Genomic DNA, 18275 nt, shown 5'->3' on the forward strand with positions numbered 1-18275 from the left:
GAGCCCGGCTCAGTAGCCGCGCAGGCCAGGCTCAGTGACCGCGCGGAGCCCGGCTCAGTAGCCACTCGGGGCCGGTCCCCTGAGTCCGCGGTGCCGCTCCCATCGCCGTCGCCCCGAGTCCCCGTAGCCGTTCCCCTGGCCCTCCCGCCGGGATCCCGTACCCCCTCGGTAGGGAAAACCCCCGCCCCCAGACGCCCACCCGCCTCATGGTCCCGCGGGGCGCCGGACGGAAGCCTGGAACACGTACCGCCCACCCCCTCCGAGCAGAGAAGGAACCCCGCGATGGCTGCCGCCTCCCACCCGCTCCGACTCCCCGCCGTGATCCGCGCGCCGTTCGAGGCCCGTACCTGGCGCGCCTTCGGGTATGTGCTGATCGGGCTGCCGCTGAGCGTCTTCTGGTTCGCGGTGTCCGTCTCCTTCGTCTCGCTCGGCGCCGGGCTGCTGATCACCTTCCTCGGCGTGCCGGTCCTGGCCGGGACGCTCGCGATGTGCCGGGGCTTCGGCGCGGTCGAGCGGGCCCGGGCGCGCGGGCTGCTCGGGCTCGACGTGGCCGCGCCGGAGCCGGTGCGCGGGAAGACCGGCGGGGCGCTCTCGTGGATGGGGGCGATGCTGAAGAGCGGCGCGTCGTGGCGACACCTGCTGTACGCGCTGCTTCACATGCCGTGGGCGGTGTTCTCCTTCTCGGTCACCGTGGCGCTGTGGAGCTGGGGCTGGTGCCTCTTCACGTACCCGCTGTGGCAGTGGGTGTTCCCCACGTGGGTGGGGCAGGACGGGATCCAGCTGTACGGGGACCGGACCCACGCCTTCTACCTCGACGCGCCGTTCGAGCTGGCCGTGACGAGCCTCATCGGGTTCGTGTTCGTCCTCGTCGGGCCGTGGGTGCTGCGCGGGCTCGTCTCCGTCGACCGGCTCCTCGTCTCCGGGCTCCTCGGCCCGTCCCGTCTCGCCTCGCGCGTCACGGAGCTGGAGTCGGACCGGGGTGTGGTCGTCGACACCGCCGCGGCGGACCTGCGGCGCATCGAGCGCGACCTGCACGACGGCGCGCAGGCGCGGCTCGCCGCGCTCGCCATGGACCTCGGGCTGGCGAAGGAGAAGCTGGCGGCCGACCCGCAGGCGGCGGCGGTACTCGTCGACGAGGCGCACGGCGAGGTGAAGCTGGCCCTCCAGGAGCTGCGGGACCTCGCCCGGGGCATCCACCCGGCGGTCCTCACCGACCGGGGGCTCGACGCGGCGCTGTCGGCGGTGGCCTCCCGGTGCGCGGTCCCCGTGTCCGTGGACGTGGACCTGCCGGCCCGGCCGGTGCCGGCGATCGAGGGCATCGCGTACTTCACGGTCTCCGAACTCCTCCAGAACGTCTCCCGGCACTCGGGGGCGCGGCGGGCGTGGGTGGACGTGTGGCGGACGGAGGACCGGCTGATGCTTCAGGTGCGGGACGACGGGGTGGGCGGCGCGGAGGCCGCCGGGGGCGGTCTGGCCGGGCTTTCGGAGCGGGTGGGCGCGGTGGACGGGGTCCTGGCGGTGGACTCGCCGACAGGGGGGCCGACGACGGTGACGGTGGAGCTGCCGTGGCGGGCGTAGCCCGTCCGTTGTGGGCAATCGTTCCGCTGGGGCGAGGGGGGTCCCCCTGCTCGAGCGAAGCCGAGAGCTTGGGGGAGGGTGGGCACAACGGACCCGCGCCCTGCCGGCGCCAGAGGCTCCCGAGCCTGGACCAGCACCGCGAGTGACGGCACCCTGGTGGTGCGGGTCAAGGCGCGGAACGCGGAGGCGCCGCTGAAGGGCGCCGTCCCGTGTGCCCACCCTCCCACACGGCGGCGGGCCCCCGGGCGCGGGCGCACGGCAGCGGGTGCGTGCCCCACCAGGCGCGGGCCCGCACGGGGCGCGGGCGCCGGACCCCAAGCGCGCGCCCCGCACCCGCGCGCCCCGCACCCGCCCGCCCCGCCCCGCGCACGCCCCCCAAGTGCCATGCTGGCCCCCTCTTCAAGTGACCGAGGCATGGGGGCGCAAGGCGTGAGTGGGCAGAGTGTGGCGGCGCGGGTACGGGTGGTCATCGCCGAGGATTCCGTGCTGCTCAGGGAGGGGCTGACCCGGCTCCTGACCGACCGGGGCCATGAGGTCGTCGCCGGGGTCGGGGACGGGGACGCGCTGGTGGAGACCGTCGCGGGGCTCGCCGAGGAGGGCGCGCTGCCGGACGTGGTCGTGGCCGACGTACGGATGCCGCCGACGCACACCGACGAGGGCGTGCGCGCGGCCGTGCGGCTGCGCAAGGACTTCCCGGGGCTCGGCGTCCTGGTCCTGTCGCAGTACGTGGAGGAGCAGTACGCCACCGAACTTCTGGCCGGTTCCAGCCGGGGTGTGGGATATCTCCTCAAGGACCGCGTCGCCGAGGTCCGTGAGTTCGTGGACGCGGTCGTGCGGGTCGCCGGGGGCGGTACGGCCCTGGATCCGGAGGTCGTGCAGCAGCTTCTCGGCCGGAGCCGTCAGCAGGACGTGCTGGCGAATCTGACCCCGCGCGAGCGGGAGGTCCTCGGGCTGATGGCGGAGGGCCGGACGAACTCGGCGATCGCGAAGGCGCTGGTCGTGAGCGACGGCGCGGTCGAGAAGCACATCAGCAACATCTTCCTGAAGCTCGGTCTCTCGCCGAGCGACGGCGACCACCGCCGGGTGCTCGCCGTGCTGACGTACCTCAAGTCCTGAGCCGATCTGACGACCTGTCAGATACGCTGATCCTAGACCCAAAGGATGAGACGGAATACGACATTCCAGAACACTCCGGGTGGCGACAGACCGTGACGATTCAGGGCAAGAGGGAGTCTCAAAAAGAGGTCCATGATGTGAGAAGTCCCGGGAAGGGCCCCCTTACCGTCGTAGGGTGGGCCTCGGGACGGAAGGTGATCTCCGTACAGGGACCACCCGCCGCGCCCCGAGCCTTCTCCCCGCCTCCGGCGGAGAGTCCCCTTGCCGCGAGGGAGGTCCAGTTCAGTGACCAGCCAGGTCAGTAGCGAGGCCGGTGAGGCCCTGGTCGGGGAGCAGCGCAGCGCCCCGGCGTCGCCCCACCACGGCACCGAGAAGGAAGTGCGCCGGCTCGACCGGGTGATCATCCGCTTCGCGGGTGACTCCGGTGACGGCATGCAGCTGACGGGTGACCGCTTCACCTCGGAGACGGCGTCCTTCGGGAACGACCTCTCCACGCTGCCGAACTTCCCGGCCGAGATCCGGGCGCCTGCCGGAACCCTGCCGGGTGTCTCGTCCTTCCAGCTCCACTTCGCCGACCACGACATCCTGACCCCGGGCGACGCCCCGAACGTGCTGGTCGCGATGAACCCCGCCGCCCTCAAGGCGAACATCGGGGACGTGCCGCGCGGCGGCGAGATCATCGTCAACACCGACGAGTTCGCCAAGCGCGCCATGGCCAAGGTCGGGTACGCCACCTCGCCCCTGGAGGACGGGTCGCTCGACGGGTACCGGGTCCACCCGGTACCGCTGACGACGCTGACCCTCGAGGCCCTCAAGGAGTTCGGGCTCTCCCGGAAGGAGGCCGAGCGGAGCAAGAACATGTTCGCGCTCGGGCTGCTCTCCTGGATGTACCACCGGCCGACCGAGGGCACCGAGACCTTCCTGCGCCAGAAGTTCGCGAAGAAGCCGGAGATCGCCGAGGCCAACGTGGCCGCCTTCCGGGCCGGCTGGAACTTCGGCGAGACCACCGAGGACTTCGCCGTCTCGTACGAGGTCGCCCCCGCGACCCGGGCCTTCCCGACCGGCACGTACCGGAACATCTCCGGGAACCTGGCCCTGTCGTACGGCCTGATCGCCGCCGGCCGCCAGGCGGACCTGCCGCTCTACCTCGGCTCGTACCCGATCACCCCGGCCTCGGACATCCTGCACGAGCTCAGCAAGCACAAGAACTTCGGCGTGCGCACCTTCCAGGCCGAGGACGAGATCGCCGGCATCGGCGCCGCGCTCGGCGCCGCCTTCGGCGGCTCGCTGGCCGTCACCACCACCTCCGGCCCCGGTGTGGCGCTGAAGTCCGAGACCATCGGCCTCGCCGTCTCCCTGGAGCTGCCGCTCCTCATCGTCGACATCCAGCGCGGCGGCCCGTCCACCGGTCTGCCGACCAAGACCGAGCAGGCCGACCTCCTCCAGGCGATGTACGGGCGCAACGGCGAGGCCCCGGTGCCGGTCGTGGCCCCGAAGACGCCGGCGGACTGCTTCGACGCGGCCCTCGACGCCGCCCGGATCGCCCTCACGTACCGCACGCCGGTCTTCCTGCTCTCCGACGGCTACCTGGCCAACGGCTCCGAGCCCTGGCGCATCCCGGACGTCGAGGAGCTCCCCGACCTGCGGACCCAGTTCGCCACCACGCCGAACCACACCCTGTCCGACGGCACCGAGGTCTTCTGGCCGTACAAGCGCGACCCCGAGACCCTCGCCCGCCCCTGGGCCGTGCCCGGCACCCCCGGACTCGAGCACCGCATCGGCGGCATCGAGAAGCAGGACGGCACGGGCAACATCTCGTACGACCCCGCCAACCACGAGTTCATGGTCCGCACCCGCCAGGCCAAGATCGACGGCATCGAGGTCCCCGACGTCGAGGTCGACGACCCGGACGGCGCGCGCACCCTCGTCCTCGGCTGGGGCTCCACCTACGGGCCGATCACGGCGGCCGTCCGCCGCATCCGGCGCGAGGGCGGACACATCGCCCAGGCCCACCTCCGCCACCTCAACCCCTTCCCGAAGAACCTCGGCGAGGTGCTGAAGCGGTACGAGAAGGTCGTGATCCCCGAGATGAACCTCGGCCAGCTCGCCACCCTCGTCCGGGCCAGGTACCTCGTCGACGCCCGCAGCCACACCCAGGTCAACGGCATGCCGTTCAAGGCCGAGCAGCTCGCCGCCGCCCTCAAGGAGGTCATCGATGCCTGAGCCCCTGCTGCATCTGGTGCCGAAGGCCGAGGCCGCCCAGTCCATGAAGGACTTCAAGTCGGACCAGGAGGTCCGCTGGTGTCCCGGCTGCGGTGACTACGCGGTCCTCGCCGCCGTGCAGGGCTTCATGCCCGAGCTCGGTCTGGCGAAGGAGAACATCGTCTTCGTCTCCGGCATCGGCTGCTCCTCCCGCTTCCCGTACTACATGAACACCTACGGGATGCACTCCATCCACGGTCGCGCCCCGGCCATCGCCACCGGTCTCGCCACCTCGCGCCGCGACCTGTCGGTGTGGGTGGTCACGGGCGACGGCGACGCGCTGTCCATCGGCGGCAACCACCTCATCCACGCCCTGCGGCGCAACGTGAACCTGAAGATCCTGCTCTTCAACAACCGGATCTACGGACTCACCAAGGGCCAGTACAGCCCCACCTCCGAGCTCGGCAAGATCACCAAGTCGACCCCGATGGGCTCCCTCGACGCGCCCTTCAACCCGGTGTCGCTCGCGCTCGGCGCGGAGGCGTCCTTCGTGGCCCGTACGGTCGACTCCGACCGCAAGCACCTCACCGAGGTGCTCCGCCAGGCCTCCGAGCACAACGGCACGGCGCTCGTCGAGATCTATCAGAACTGCAACATCTTCAACGACGGCGCCTTCGAGGCCCTCAAGGACAAGGACCAGGCCAAGGAAGCCGTGATCCGCCTCGAACACGGGCAGCCGATCCGCTTCGGCGCCGAGAACGAGAAGGGCGTCCTCCGCGACCCGGCCACCGGCGACCTCCAGGTCGTCACGGTCACCCCGGAGAACGAGTCCCGGATCCTCGTCCACGACGCCCACGCGGCCACCCCGACGACGGCGTTCGCCCTCTCCCGCCTGGCCGACCCGGACACCCTCCACCAGACGCCGATCGGCGTCTTCCGCTCCGTGGACCGCCCGGTGTACGACACGCTGATGGCCGAGCAGCTGGAGACGGCCGTGGAGCGCTACGGCAAGGGCGACCTGGGCCAGCTCCTCACCGGCAACGACACCTGGACGGTGGTCGGCTGACGGCCGCGCGAGGGCCCGGTCCGCACCGCGGGCCGGGCCCTCGTCAGTCCTCCTTCGCGGCGGTCGCGAACGGGCCCCGGTAGGTGGGGACACCGCCGCGCACCTGCCAGAGGAAGACCGCGTTCAGCATCGCGTCCTTGCTGTTCCTGAGGTCGGGCCGGTACGCCTTCGAGATCCCCTGGTACGGGGCCAGTCGCAGGGCGTTCACGACCGCGGTGGCCACGTGCTCCGCCTTGTGCACGACCGCCGTGCGCAGCGCCTGAGCGATCCAGTGGACGGTGTCGTACGTCTCCGTGGCGTACCGCTCGAAGGGTGCCGTCGCGGGCAGCTTCCAGCGCGCGCGGTACGCGGCGGCGAACTGCTTCCCGGCCGGCATGCGGTCGGGGTCGACATAGCTGGCGCCGAAGTACCAGCCCTCCGCCGCCGGGCCCGCCAGGCCCAGGAACTCGGTCTTGAGCACCTGCTCGGCGCTGCCGCACGGGCCCTTGTACCCCTGTCGGGTCAGGGCCTTGGCGCACAGCGCGGCCCGCCGGGGTGACGTCCCCGCGTAGTACACGCTGTCGGGGTTGGTCGCGAGGGCCTGTCGCACGGCGGACTCGAAGTCCTCGCTGTCCGCCTCCACCGGGTGGGACGTGGTGACGCCGCCGCGGGCGGACGAAGGGGGGTTCTCCTTCAGGAGCCTGGCGGCGAACCAGGTGGCGCGTCCGCCGGCCCGGTCCTCGATGACGGCGGTCCTGCGGCGGTCGTGCTCTTCCAGCCACCGGGCGAAGGCCACGACCAAGGTGTCGGGCTGGGCCCGGGCTTCGAAGTAGGCCTGATCATTGGCCTGCCCGGCGAGGTCCGATGCCGGCGCCGAGGCGACCACGCTCACCAACGGGACCTTGTGGGCGAGGAGTTCGCCGTAGACGGCGATGTCGGTCGCGGTGACCGTCGGGCCGAGCACGGCGGCCAGGTTCCCGGTGCCGGCCAGAGCACGGGCGGCCGCCTTGGCGCGCTTCGGGTCTCCCCCGTCGTCGATGACCTTCAGGGTCAGGTCGAAGGTGCGGTCGGCGCGGGCGTTGAGGGTCTCCACGGCGAGCCGCGCCCCGCGCTCCTGCGCCCGCCCGTCGGCCTTCGTGGCGCCGCTCAGATCGGTGACGACGCCGACCGTGTACGTGGCGAGCCGCGCGCCCGTGCCACCGCTGCCGACGCTTCCGGAGGGCGTACGGCTCAGCAGGTAGGCGGTCAGGCCACCTGCGCCCGCGACGGCCGCCGCCGAGCCGCCGATCAGGAACCGGCGGCGCGAAGGGCCCCGCGAGGGCTGGTCGTCCACGAGCATCGTGGGCTCCGGCACCGGCAGGTCGAGGACCCGGGAGGAGCGCTGGGCGATCAGGGCGGGCAGGCCGTCCGGCAGCCAGTCCCCCGCCGGGGTGTCCGCCCGCCCGAGGACTTCGCGGACCTCGGCGGCCGTGGGCCGGTCCGCGGGGTCCTTGGCCAGACAGGCCCCGACCAGGGGGAGGATCGTGTCCGGTACGTCGTCGAGTGCGGGCTCCTCGTGGACCGTGCGGTAGACCACGGCCGCCACCGTGCCCGTACCGAAGGGGCGTTCGCCCGTCAGCGCGTACGCGAGGACGCAGCCGAGCGAGAAGACGTCGGCGGCCGGGCCGACCTCGCCGGCGCCCGCGGCCCGGGCCTGTTCGGGGGCGAGGAAGCCGGGGGTGCCGATCATCGCGTCGGTAGCCGTGAGCGCGGTCGCTCCGGCGGTCCGGGCGATGCCGAAGTCGATGAGGCGGGGCCCGTCGAGGGCGAGGAGGACGTTGCCGGGCTTGACGTCCCGGTGGACGAGCCCCGCCTCGTGCATGTCGGCGAGGGCGTCGGCGAGCCGGGCGCCGAGGGCCCGTACGGTCGGCTCGGGCAGGGCGCCGTGCAGGCCCACGGCCTCGGCCAGCGAGGGGCCGGGCACGTACTCGGTCGCCAGCCACGGCTCGCGGGCCTCCGGGTCGGCGCCGAGGACGCGGACGACCCAGCGGCCCGTGATCCGTTCGGCGGCCCGCGCCTCGCGGCGGAACCGTTCCCGGAAGCCGGGGTCGGCGGCGTGCTCGGCGCGGATCAGCTTGAGCGCGGCGAGCGCGCCGCCGGTCGAGCGGGCGAGGTAGACGACGCCCATGCCGCCGGCGCCGAGCCGGCCGAGGAGCCGGTAGCCGGCGATGGCCGACGGATCGGCCTTGCGAAGCGGCTGCACGGGCTCAGGCCTTCTTCTTGTTCTGCGCGGGCTTGTTCGGCACCAGCGGTGCGGCGCCCACCGACTTGTACGCGCCGTTCTGCACCGCGTACACGTACGTGCCGCCGGGGCTCAGCTCCCCCGTCTCGTTGAACATCAAGACCCCCGTGGCGCCGGTGTACTTCTGCTTGCGCAGCGCGGCCCACAGCCCCTTGCGGGCGGGCTTGCGACCGGCCTTCGCGTCGGCCACCAGCTGCCCGATCGTCATCGTGACGACGTCGTACGACTCGCCCGCGTAGTACGCGGGTGCCGTGCCGTACCGCTTGCGGTGCGCGGCGCTGAAGGCGGCGGCCGACTTCAGCGTGGCGGGGTCGGCCACGGGCGCGCACACGAACCAGCCCTCGGCGTCGGCCCCGCCCTGCTTCAGGAAGTCCGGGCCGAAGACGGCCTGGCCGGTGAACCTCGGCCCGGTGAAGCGGAGTTCGTTGAGGGCGCGGGCCGCGAGGACGGCGGTCTCGGTGATGCCGCAGTGGACGTACGCGTCGATGCCGGCGTCGATCATCTCGCCGAGGACCCGGCGGTAGTCGCGTGCGTCCGCCCGGGCCGGGACGACCCGGTAGTGCGGGGTGATCCCGGCCTGCCCGAAGCCGAAGCGCACGCCGCCGGTGACCTGCCAGCTGTACGAGTCCTGGGTCCGGTCCTCCAGGACACCGGGACGGCTGATGCCCGGCAGCAGCGTGGCGGCGAAGGCGAGGTGGGAGCCGGCGAAGATGTGACTCGGGATGGCCCGTAGGACCGTCTCGTTCGGCGGGTCCTCGTCGCTCCGCAGGGTGAGCAGGTTGTATCCGGCCGAGACCGTGATCAGAGGGAGTCCGGCCTCCTCGAAGGCGGGAAGGACGGCCAGGCCGACGGCGTCGGTGGTGGCACCGAGGACGGCGACGACCCCCGGGTCGGTGGTCAGGACCTTGGCGCGTTCCACGGCCCGGGCCGCGTCACCCCGGTCGTCGACCACCTTGAGTTCGAGCGTGAAGGGCTTGTCCTTGCGGGCGTTGAACTGCTCGACGGCCAGGCGCGCCCCGTGCTCCTGGGCCTGTCCGATCACCTTGGCGGGACCGGAGAGGTCGGCGAGGACACCGATCGTCCAGCTGGTGCGGGGCGGCGGGGTCTTCTTGCCGTCGCCCCGGGTCTCCTGGCCGTCCCCGAGCCCCGCCCAGACGACGGCGCCGCCTGCGGCGAGCACGGCACCGCCGGCGGCGAACAGGAAGCCGCGCCGGCTCTTCGGGGGCGCGGCGGGTGCCGTGCCCGGCTCGGTGGTGTCGATCTCGGGGAGGGCGAGCATCCGGGCGGAGCGTTCGGCGATGGTCCGGACGACGGGGGCGGGCAGCCACTCGGCGCCGTCGCGCGGGGTGTCCTCGACGAGCTGTACGCCGATCTCGGCCGCCGTGGGCCGGGCGGCCGGGTCCTTGGCGAGGCAGGCCCGGACGAGGTCGAACAACCCTTCGGGGACGCCGGTGAGGTCGGGCTCGTCGTGGACGGTGCGGTACATGAGGGCGTCCACGGCTCCGGTGCCGAAGGGCGGGCGGCCGGTCACCGCGTACGCGAGGAGGCAGCCGAGGGCGAAGACGTCGGCGGGCGGGCCGATGGCGTCGGTGCGGGCCTCGGCCTGCTCGGGGGCGAGGAAGCCGGGGGTGCCGACGACCATGTCGGTGGCGGTGAGGGCGGTCTCACCGGTGGTACGGGCGATGCCGAAGTCGATGAGGCGGGGGCCGTCGACGGCGAGGAGGACGTTGCCGGGCTTGACGTCCCGGTGGACGAGCCCGGCGGCGTGCACGGCGGCGAGGGCGCGGGCGACGGACCAGCCGAGGAGACGGACGGACCGCTCGGGCAGCGGGCCGTGCGCGGTGACGGCCTCGCCGAGGGAGGGGCCGGCGACGAAGGCCGTGGCCATCCAGGGTTCGGGGGCGTCCGGGTCGGCGCCGGTGACGGGCACGGCCCAGGGGCTGGAGACCCGGCGGGCGGCCTCGACCTCGCGGCGGAAGCGGGCCCGGAAGTCGGGCTGGTCGGCCTGGTCGGCGAGGGTGACCTTGACGGCGGCGAGTTCGCCGGCGGCGGTGCGGCCGAGGTAGACGACGCCCATGCCGCCGGCGCCGAGCCGACCGAGGAGCCGATAGCCGGCGATCGTCGACGGGTCGGAGGGCAGCAGGGGCTGGAGGTCGCTGGGCCGGGGTCCGGGCTGCGGGGCAGCGGTGCTCACGACTGGACCTCCAACTGCTTCTTGACGCGATTCAGCATGGTGATGAGGGCGTTGACCTGGGGCTGGATCGTGCCCGTGGTCGTGGCCGTGGCCGTCTCGCTGTAGCCGGCGGCACCCTTGACCACGACGGCGACGGTGACCTGGCCGATCCGGGACTGGGTCCAGCCGTACTGCTGCTTCCCCTTCACGTCGTCGCGCTCGTAGAAGCCGCGTTCGCCGAGGGAGTCCTCGGCGGTGTACATGCCGTCTCTGCCGAACGAGTTGCCGACCGAGATGAGCCCGGAGATGCGTTCGCCGGCGCGCAGCCGCTGGTCGGGGCAGCGCAGTGCCTCTTCGAGCGTGGAGGCCATCTCCCAGTCGGCGTCGGTCTCGGTGCGGTGCACGGTGACGGTGGAGGCGACCCGCAGGTTGCCCTTGCCGCCGGCGGCCGGGATCTCGCTGTAGGCGGTGACGCTGTAGAGCACCGTCGAGGGACGGCTCCCGGTCTCCCAGGAGCAGGTCTCGTCGAGTACGGGCCAGTACTCCGGGTCGCTGAGGTACGGGCTGCGCTTGACGTACTCGGGGCCCCAGGCGTCGGGACCCGCGACGACGGCGAGGGCGAGGCGCCTGGCCTCGGCCTCGGTCTTCGGCGCGCGCTTCGGGTCCGGGGTGAAGTCAAAAGCGGTCGGCGTGGGGGTGGGAGTCGCGGTCGGGGCCTTGGTCGGGGCCGCCGTCGCGCTCGTACCGCCCTTGCCTCCGGGTTTCTCGCCCTCGCCGCCGCTACTGCACCCGGTCGCGACCAGCCCGCCCACCATCACGGCACAGCAGGCACGCAGCAGTCTTCGGTCCCCGTACGCCACAGCTCCCCCACGGTCTTCACGGATTGCCCCGATCGGTGAGCAGATCGTACGGCTCCGCAGATCAACTCGCGCGGGCTACAACGTCATTGGGACGCCGCACGCACCGTGTCGTAACGCACACGCGCCTCCTCGACCGCGCCCACCTGCTGTTCGGTCCAGCGGGCGAGTTCCCAGACCTGGCGAGCGGCCCCCTCGCCGAGGGGGGTGAGGCTGTAGTCGACGCGGGGCGGGATGACGGGCTTGGCGTCGCGGTGGACGAAGCCGTCGCGCTCCAGGGTCTGGAGGGTCTGGGCCAGCATCTTCTCGCTGACGCCGCCGATCTCGCGGCGCAGTTCGCTGAAGCGGTACGAGCGCTCCAGGAGGGCCGCGAGGACGAGGACGCCCCAGCGACTGGTGACGTGCTCCAGGACGAGGCGCGAGGGGCACATCGGCTCGTTCACGTTCGGCGGCTTACTTACTCCCATGCCAGTACCTTACTTCAAAGTGGGTACTTACGAAAGGTTAGCGCCCGCCGTACGGTGAGTGCATCGCCCACCGCACCCACGGGAAGAAGGAAGCACCATGAGCATCGTCGTCACCGGAGCCACCGGACAGCTCGGCCGTCTCGTCGTCGACGCCCTCCTCGAAACCGTCCCCGCCGAGTCCGTCGCCGCCGTCGTCCGCGACAAGGAGAAGGCCGCGGACCTCGCCGAGCGCGGTGTCGAGCTGCGGATCGCCGACTACAGCCGCCCGGAGACCCTCGCGGACGCCTTCGAGGCCGGCGACCGGGTCCTGCTCGTCTCGGGCAGCGAGGTCGGGCAGCGCGTCGCCCAGCACGGCGCCGTGATCGACGCGGCCAAGGCGGCGGGCGTGGCCCAGCTCGCGTACACCGGCATCCTCGGCGGCCCGGCGGCCGACTTCACGCTCGCCGACGAGCACAAGGCGACCGAGGAGCTGATCCTCGCGTCCGGCCTGCCGTACACCTTCCTCCGCAACGGCTGGTACACCGAGAACTACACGGCCAACCTCGCCCCCGTCCTCGCCCACGGCGCCGTCGTCGCCAACGCCGGAGAGGGCCGGGTCGCCTCCGCCTCCCGCGCCGACTACGCCGCCGCCGCGGCCGCCGTCCTGACCGGTCCGGCCGAGGAGCACCTGAACCGGGCGTACGAGCTGAGCGGCGACACCGCCTGGTCCCTCGCCGAGTACGCGGCCGAGGTCGCCGCCCAGACCGGCCGGGAGATCACGTACAGCGACGTCCCCGCCGCGACCCACCTGGAGATCCTCACCGGCGCCGGGGTCCCGCAGGCCTTCGCCGAGATCCTGGTCGACGTCGACCGTGCCATCGCGCTGGGCGCACTCGCCCTGCAGACCGGCGACCTGGCCCGGCTGGCCGGCCGCCCGACCACCCCGATCGCCGAGACGATCAAGGACGCGCTGGCCGCCTCGTGACGTTGTCATGACCGTATGGCGATACGGCCATGACAATCCGCCCCGTGCGGCGCTACCTTCGACAGGACAGCGCGGCACAGGGCGGGAGGTCCGGTGAAGACGGAGAAGAACGAGGCACGAGCAGGACTGCTCTACGGGATCGGCGCCTACGGCATGTGGGGACTGGTCCCGCTCTTCTGGCCACTCCTCAAGCCCGCCGGCGCCATCGAGATCCTCGCCCACCGCATGGTGTGGTCCCTGGTCTTCGTCGGCGTCGCCCTGCTCGCGCTGCGCCGCTGGAGCTGGATACCCGAGCTCATGCGCAGCCCCCGCAAGCTCGGCATGATCACCCTCGCCGCCGCCGTCATCACCGTGAACTGGGGCCTCTACATCTGGTCCGTGAACACGGGCCACGTCGTCGAGGCCTCCCTCGGCTACTTCATCAACCCGCTCGTCACCATCGCCCTCGGCGTCCTCGTCCTGAAGGAGCGGCTGCGCCCCGCGCAGTGGGCGGCGGTCGGCGTCGGCCTGTCCGCCGTGCTCGTCCTGGCCGTCGGGGCCGGGCGGCCGCCGTGGATCTCGCTCACCCTCGCGTTCTCCTTCGCGGTCTACGGCCTGGTGAAGAAGAAGGTCAACATCGGCGGCCTGGAGTCGCTCGCCGCCGAGACCGCCGTCCAGTTCCTGCCCGCCCTCGCCTACCTCGTCTGGCTCGGGACCCGGGGCACGCTGGCCTTCGGCTCCCACGGCGCGGGCCACACGGCGCTGCTCGCCGCCACCGGCATCGTCACGGCGGCCCCCCTGGTCTGCTTCGGGGCGGCGGCGATCCGCGTCCCGCTGTCCACGCTCGGGCTGCTCCAGTACCTCGCGCCGACCTTCCAGTTCCTCCTCGGCGTCGTCTACTTCCACGAGGCGATGCCGGCGGAGCGCTGGGCGGGCTTCTCCCTCGTCTGGCTGGCCCTGACGATCCTCACCTGGGACGCGCTCCGCACGGCCCGGAAGAGCCGGGCGCAGGTCGAGACGGCGGCCGCCGCGGCCGCGGAGACGGCTCGCCCGGAGACCGCTCCGGTGGAGGCCGCTCCGTCGGCCCGGCCGGGACGCTGACCGGGGGCGGGCCCGGGGCCGGCGCTCAGGCGCCCAGCAGGTCGTGCTCCCGGATCAGCCAGCAGACCGCCGTCAGGTGCAGGGTCGCGAAGTCGTGGCCGACGGGCTCCGTCCAGTCGGCCTCGGTGAGCCGGTCGGTGAACCCGAGGACGTAGTCGGCCAACTCCTCCCGGCCGACGGTCCGCCCCTCCGGGCCCCGCTGGACCGGGAGCAGCGCGTCGCACACGGCCGCCGCGTGCTGGTCGACGGCGGCCACGAGGCCCGGCTCCAAGGAGAACTCCGAGAGCCGGGGCATGTACGTGGCGGCGACGTCGATCAGCGGACTGCCGGGCGAATCGTTCATTCCTTCACATTAGGGGCGTACTCGGCAGTTGAGACCGTGACGTTGCTCGCAGCGCGAAAACCGGTGGCCACGCCCGGTGGCCGCCCAGCACCCTGTGGCACATGGAAGAACCGAAGTACCGGATCCGTGCTCTGCACACCGAGCGCACGATCACCGTCTACCAGGCCTACCGGCCCGGGATCGGCCTCCCCGCCGCCCGCGACGGCCGCTTCCCGGAGACCTGGAAGCGGGACCGGATGACGTGGATCAAGCCGTCGTTCCTGTGGATGATGTACCGCTGCGGCTGGGGCGAGAAGGAGGGCCAGGAGACCGTCCTGGCCGTGGAGATCACCCGCGAGGGCTTCGAGTGGGCCCTGCGGAACGCCTGCCTCTCGCACTACGAGCGCGGTTTCCACACCGACCAGGCGTCCTGGAAGGGACAGTTGCGGCAGGCGCCGGCCCGGGTCCAGTGGGACCCGGAGCGCGACCTGCACCTGAGGCCCCTCGCGCACCGCTCGCTCCAGCTCGGCCTGGCGGGCGAGGCGTCGCGGCGGTACGCGGACGAGTGGACGGTCTCGATCACCGACGTGACCCCGCTCGCGCACGAGGTCCACGGCCTGGTCCGGGCCGGCGACCTGGAGGCCGCCGCCCGGCTGCTCCCCCGGGAGGAGCCGTACCCGGAGCAGGAGGGCCTCCTGGACCACCTGCGGGCTCCGGCTCCGGCTCCGGCTCCGGCCTAGGCTCCGGCGATCGAGAAGTTGAAGTCGCCCGTCCCGAGCACCCCGTAGAGCCGCAGCCAGATCGGCATGAGCTGCTCGGTGGCGCGGGCGCTCGACAGCTCGCCGAGGTCGATGATCCGGTCGGCCGCCCAGCCGAAGGAGGCGAGCAGCTCCGCGACCACGGCCTTCGCGTCCGCGTCGTCGCCGCTCAGGAAGACGTTGTGGTGCCCCGGAACCCGGCCGGGCTCGACCATGACGGTGTTGGTCATGGTGTTGAGCGTCTTGACGACGCGCGCCTCCGGGAAGGCGCTCTGGAGCTGCTCGGCGACGCTCCTGCCGTCCGGCAGGCCGACCTTGGGCGGGAAGCCCTCCGAGAAGTCCAGCGCGTTGGAGACGTCGATCAGGACCTTGCCGTTCAGGTTGTCCGCGCCCGCGGCCTGGAGGGCGGCGAGGGAGACGAGCCCGCCGGTCGCGTTGACGACCAGTTCGGCGGAGCGGGCGGCGTCGGCGAAGGTCCCGTGCGCCCCGCCGTGCTCTCCGGCCCACTTGGTGGCGTCGGCGTTGTCGGCGGTACGGGACCCCAGGGCGACCTCGTGCCCGAGGGAGACCAGTTTCGTGGCGAGCCTGCGTCCGACCTCGCCCGTTCCCAGTACGGCGATCTTCATGTGCCTGCGCTCCTTCGGAGGGGGTCGACTGCCCGGCAGGCCGACCCTATGACGTACGAGCCCGGTGTTCCCGCACTTTGCTGCGGTTTCCGCAGCGGTCCATCGAGCACCAACGGCGGCGCCCGGGGCGGGAGGTGTCGGCGAACAGCAACGCGCAGTCGTCGGCGCCGCATTCCCTGATCCGGTCGGCGTACGGCCCGGTGAGGAGCTCGACGGCGTCGCGGGCGAGCGTCGCGAGGAGCCCGGTCCCGGTGGCGCCGGGGGCCCACGCGCGCGTGCCGTCCTCCTGGACCAGGGCGGCGAGGGGCGGCTCGGCGGCGGCGGCGTTGAGCACGGCGAGCGCGCCGGGGTCGAGGCGCTCGCCCCGGGCCTGTGCGAGGGCGAGCCCCCAGAGGGCGTCGCGCACCTCCCGTACGGCCGCGAGCTCGGCGTCGGTGACGGCGGGGGCGAGTCCGGCGGGCAGCCGGCAGTCCTTCACCCATCCGAGGAGTCCGTCGACGCGGTCGAGCACCTCGTACCGGCTCGCGACGGGCCCGGGGCCGCCGGTGAGGAGGAGTTCGAGGCAGAGCGCACCGGCGTCGAAGCGGAAACGCTGTCCGTCGCGGTGCAGAAGTGTCATTCCGGTGGCGACCCCTGTCATGTAACCACTATAAAGAGTTACATGACTCCGATCCATTGGAAGCTTGTCGTCGACAGCGCGGATCCGCACGCCCAGGCCACCTTCTGGGCCGCCGCCCTGGGCTACCTGGAGGAGGACCACGACGCCCTCGTCCGCCGCCTCCTCGACCTCGGCGCGACCACCCCCGAGGTGACCGTCACCCTCCACGAGGGCACGCCCGCCGAGCGCCTCGCCTGGCGCGACCTCGCCGCCGTCCGCCACCCCGACGACCCGCACGACCCGAACTCGGGTACGGGCCTGGGCCGCCGGATCCTCTTCCAGCGCGTCCCGGAGGCGAAGACCGTCAAGAACCGTCTCCACCTGGACCTCCACCCGGAGCCCGGGACCCGCGCGACGGAGGTCGCCCGCCTGGAGGGCCACGGCGCGAAGGTCCTGCGCAACGTGGACGAGCCCGGCGGCTCCTGGACGGTCATGACCGACCCCGAGGGCAACGAGTTCTGCGTCCACTGACGGGGCCGGGGCCCCGCCAGGACGGGGGGCCTACTCTCCGGAGGCGTACTCCACGAACCCGGCCCAGGCACCGGGCCCGAACGCGAGACGCGCGCCCTCGGCGTCCTTGGAGTCACGGACGTGGACGGTGCCGGGGGTGGTGGCGACCTCGACGCAGTCGTTGCCGTTACCGCTGTCGCTGTAGCTGCTCTTGAACCAGTTCAGCTCGGGGTTGCCGATCATGTCTCTCCCAGCAGTTGTTCGATGAAGTCCCTGGACTCCGCCGGAGTGAGGGCCTTGGAGCGGATGATGCCATAGCGCAGCTCCAAGATCCGGAGTCGCTTGAGGTCCGAAACAGGGCGGCCGCCGAAGTCTCCGTCCATGCGCCCCACCGCCGTGCCGTCCCCGAACTTCAGAATCGCGAGCCGCCCTCCCGTTACGGGGTGATCGGCACGCTCGGTCGGCATCACCTGGATCTCGACGTGCGGCAACTCGCCCACCTCCAGAAGATGTTCGAGCTGGCGTCGCAGCACCATTCTTCCCCCGATGGGTCGTCGCAGCGAGACCTCTTCCTGGATGAAGCTGAACTCGGGCGCCGGGCTCTTCTCCAACACCGACCGACGGGCCACACGTGCCGCCAGGTAGCGCTCCAATTCCTCCTGCCCGTAGGCGGGGCGCCATGTCCGCAGAATCGCCCGCGAAAACTCCTCGGTCTGCAGGAGCCCGTGAACATCGAAGTTGGAGTACATGCAGAACTCGACCGCGCGCGCCTCCAACTTCTTCAGATCCCGCACCTGCTTCGGATAGCGGACCTCCTCCACATCCCTCTTCATCGCCGAGATGAGCCCACCCGCCCCCACCGCCCCGTCCGCCTTGTCCAGGTACTCCGGGCGCGGAATGCGGGCCCCGCGTTCGATCTTGCGGATCAGGTCCTCGCCGTAACCGATCAGCGCACCGAACTCGACCGCACTCAGGCCCTTCGACTCCCGCCACAGCTTCATCTGGCGGCCGACCGCCGCGACGACCGCCGCACCCGATTCATCCCCCGGCTCCACCTCCCAGCCCGCGTCCTCTGTCCCCGTGCCGTCCACCTCGTCCACGCTCATGCGTGCCCACCTCCTTCGGCAGAGCCCTTCCCGGAGCGCCGCGCGGGACAGTCGGGACAGGGCCGGACAGACGCGGGACAGTAACCGTACGTAAGGGCGTGTTCGATGGGCAGCGTAGGCACGCCCCACCACCCTGGGTGACATGAACCAGGAACACACCCAACTGATGGCGTCCGTACGCCAATTCGGAATCCAGCTCTCCGCAACCCCTCGCGGCGCCCGCCTCGCCCGGCTGCTCACCGTCGAGCAGCTGCGTTCCTGGGAACTGGAGTACGTGTCCGAGCCGGCCGCGCACATCGTCGCCGAGCTCGCCGCGAACGCCGTGACGCACGGCCGCGTGCCGGGCCGGGACTTCCGGCTCGCGTTGTCCGCCGCCGACGGCACCCTCCGTATCGAAGTCACCGATACGCGCGGTGACCGACTTCCCCGCACAGGACATCCGACGGCGGTCGAGTCGGGGCGCGGGCTGCTCATCGTGGAGGGCCTCGCGCGGAGCTGGGGCGTGCGGCCCGGGCCCGTACCGCGCAAGACGGTGTGGGCCGAACTGGCCCTGTCACAGCCGCCCGCGACGCGAATCCCCGCGTCGCGGTGA

Annotated in this window: 18 protein-coding genes; 9 read left to right on the forward strand and 9 right to left on the reverse strand. The window is 72.3% G+C overall.

Annotation, left to right across the window (positions count from 1 at the left end; all coding sequences use genetic code 11):
* Window positions 1-282: 282 nt before the first annotated feature.
* From ACFYX3_RS03745 to ACFYX3_RS03760, 4 genes are all read left to right on the forward strand, one after another.
* A complete protein-coding gene (locus tag ACFYX3_RS03745; RefSeq protein ID WP_389007599.1) occupies window positions 283-1578 on the forward strand; it encodes a sensor histidine kinase in 1296 nt (431 codons plus the stop codon).
* Window positions 1579-1992: 414 nt separating this feature from the next.
* Window positions 1993-2694 (forward strand): response regulator transcription factor, encoded by a 702-nt coding sequence (locus ACFYX3_RS03750; protein WP_116159407.1) that lies wholly within the window; start codon window positions 1993-1995, stop codon window positions 2692-2694.
* Window positions 2695-2979: 285 nt separating this feature from the next.
* The gene (locus ACFYX3_RS03755; protein ID WP_382654886.1) at window positions 2980-4917 is read left to right on the forward strand and encodes a 2-oxoacid:acceptor oxidoreductase subunit alpha; all 1938 of its coding nucleotides are present in this window, start codon (window positions 2980-2982) and stop codon (window positions 4915-4917) included.
* Window positions 4910-5962 carry a 2-oxoacid:ferredoxin oxidoreductase subunit beta gene (locus ACFYX3_RS03760; protein WP_389007602.1) on the forward strand — a complete coding sequence of 351 codons (1053 nt, stop codon included), beginning with the start codon at window positions 4910-4912 and terminating at the stop codon, window positions 5960-5962. The genes ACFYX3_RS03755 and ACFYX3_RS03760 overlap by 8 nt, the downstream gene beginning before the upstream one ends.
* A gap of 43 nt (window positions 5963-6005) precedes the next feature.
* Here the strand turns inward: ACFYX3_RS03760 and ACFYX3_RS03765 are convergent, their stop codons facing one another.
* The 4 genes from ACFYX3_RS03765 to ACFYX3_RS03780 all read right to left on the reverse strand — a co-directional run bounded on the left by ACFYX3_RS03765 (window position 6006) and on the right by ACFYX3_RS03780 (window position 11719).
* Complete coding sequence (locus ACFYX3_RS03765; RefSeq protein WP_389007604.1) at window positions 6006-8183, reverse strand: bifunctional serine/threonine-protein kinase/ABC transporter substrate-binding protein; 2178 nt, start codon at window positions 8181-8183, stop codon at window positions 6006-6008.
* Between the two features lie 4 nt (window positions 8184-8187).
* On the reverse strand, window positions 8188-10416 hold the full coding sequence (locus ACFYX3_RS03770; protein ID WP_389007606.1) for a bifunctional serine/threonine-protein kinase/ABC transporter substrate-binding protein: 2229 nt from the start codon (window positions 10414-10416) through the stop codon (window positions 8188-8190).
* The gene (locus ACFYX3_RS03775; RefSeq protein WP_389007608.1) at window positions 10413-11255 is read right to left on the reverse strand and encodes a hypothetical protein; all 843 of its coding nucleotides are present in this window, start codon (window positions 11253-11255) and stop codon (window positions 10413-10415) included. Before ACFYX3_RS03775 ends, ACFYX3_RS03770 begins: the two co-directional genes overlap by 4 nt.
* Window positions 11256-11338: 83 nt before the next feature.
* Window positions 11339-11719: a winged helix-turn-helix transcriptional regulator gene (locus tag ACFYX3_RS03780; protein WP_369145899.1), complete on the reverse strand. Its 381-nt coding sequence runs from the start codon at window positions 11717-11719 to the stop codon at window positions 11339-11341.
* Window positions 11720-11816: 97 nt separating this feature from the next.
* Here ACFYX3_RS03780 and ACFYX3_RS03785 point away from each other — a divergent pair, with 97 nt between their 5' ends.
* Window positions 11817-12683, forward strand: a complete 867-nt coding sequence (locus ACFYX3_RS03785) for an SDR family oxidoreductase (RefSeq protein ID WP_389007611.1) — start codon at window positions 11817-11819, stop codon at window positions 12681-12683.
* A gap of 153 nt (window positions 12684-12836) precedes the next feature.
* On the forward strand, window positions 12837-13763 hold the full coding sequence (rarD, locus tag ACFYX3_RS03790; protein ID WP_389008104.1) for an EamA family transporter RarD: 927 nt from the start codon (window positions 12837-12839) through the stop codon (window positions 13761-13763).
* A gap of 25 nt (window positions 13764-13788) precedes the next feature.
* On the opposite strand, the gene ACFYX3_RS03795 is transcribed toward rarD, so the two are convergent.
* Window positions 13789-14106: a DUF6401 family natural product biosynthesis protein gene (locus ACFYX3_RS03795; RefSeq protein WP_376588512.1), complete on the reverse strand. Its 318-nt coding sequence runs from the start codon at window positions 14104-14106 to the stop codon at window positions 13789-13791.
* A gap of 101 nt (window positions 14107-14207) precedes the next feature.
* On the opposite strand from ACFYX3_RS03795, the gene ACFYX3_RS03800 reads away from it, so the two are divergent.
* Window positions 14208-14825, forward strand: a complete 618-nt coding sequence (locus tag ACFYX3_RS03800) for a DUF4291 domain-containing protein (protein ID WP_389007613.1) — start codon at window positions 14208-14210, stop codon at window positions 14823-14825.
* On the opposite strand, the gene ACFYX3_RS03805 is transcribed toward ACFYX3_RS03800, so the two are convergent.
* Window positions 14822-15469, reverse strand: coding sequence for an NADPH-dependent F420 reductase (locus ACFYX3_RS03805; RefSeq protein WP_389007615.1), 648 nt, complete (start codon window positions 15467-15469; stop codon window positions 14822-14824). The two genes, ACFYX3_RS03800 and ACFYX3_RS03805, sit on opposite strands and share 4 nt — an antisense overlap.
* Before the next feature lie 46 nt (window positions 15470-15515).
* Entirely contained in the window at window positions 15516-16109 is a 594-nt protein-coding gene (locus ACFYX3_RS03810; protein WP_389007617.1) for a CGNR zinc finger domain-containing protein, read from the reverse strand.
* Window positions 16110-16130: 21 nt separating this feature from the next.
* On the opposite strand from ACFYX3_RS03810, the gene ACFYX3_RS03815 reads away from it, so the two are divergent.
* Window positions 16131-16598, forward strand: a complete 468-nt coding sequence (locus tag ACFYX3_RS03815) for a VOC family protein (RefSeq protein ID WP_389007619.1) — start codon at window positions 16131-16133, stop codon at window positions 16596-16598.
* Window positions 16599-16628: 30 nt separating this feature from the next.
* Here the strand turns inward: ACFYX3_RS03815 and ACFYX3_RS03820 are convergent, their stop codons facing one another.
* Window positions 16629-16820 (reverse strand): DUF397 domain-containing protein, encoded by a 192-nt coding sequence (locus ACFYX3_RS03820; protein WP_389007621.1) that lies wholly within the window; start codon window positions 16818-16820, stop codon window positions 16629-16631.
* Window positions 16817-17683, reverse strand: coding sequence for a Scr1 family TA system antitoxin-like transcriptional regulator (locus ACFYX3_RS03825; protein ID WP_389007623.1), 867 nt, complete (start codon window positions 17681-17683; stop codon window positions 16817-16819). The genes ACFYX3_RS03820 and ACFYX3_RS03825 overlap by 4 nt, the downstream gene beginning before the upstream one ends.
* 142 nt (window positions 17684-17825) lie before the next feature.
* Between ACFYX3_RS03825 and ACFYX3_RS03830 the strand changes: the two genes are divergently transcribed.
* Complete coding sequence (locus ACFYX3_RS03830; RefSeq protein ID WP_389007625.1) at window positions 17826-18275, forward strand: ATP-binding protein; 450 nt, start codon at window positions 17826-17828, stop codon at window positions 18273-18275.

This window comes from Streptomyces sp. NPDC002463, from assembly GCF_042889835.1.
GTDB classification, from domain to species: Bacteria; Actinomycetota; Actinomycetes; order Streptomycetales; family Streptomycetaceae; genus Streptomyces; species Streptomyces nymphaeiformis.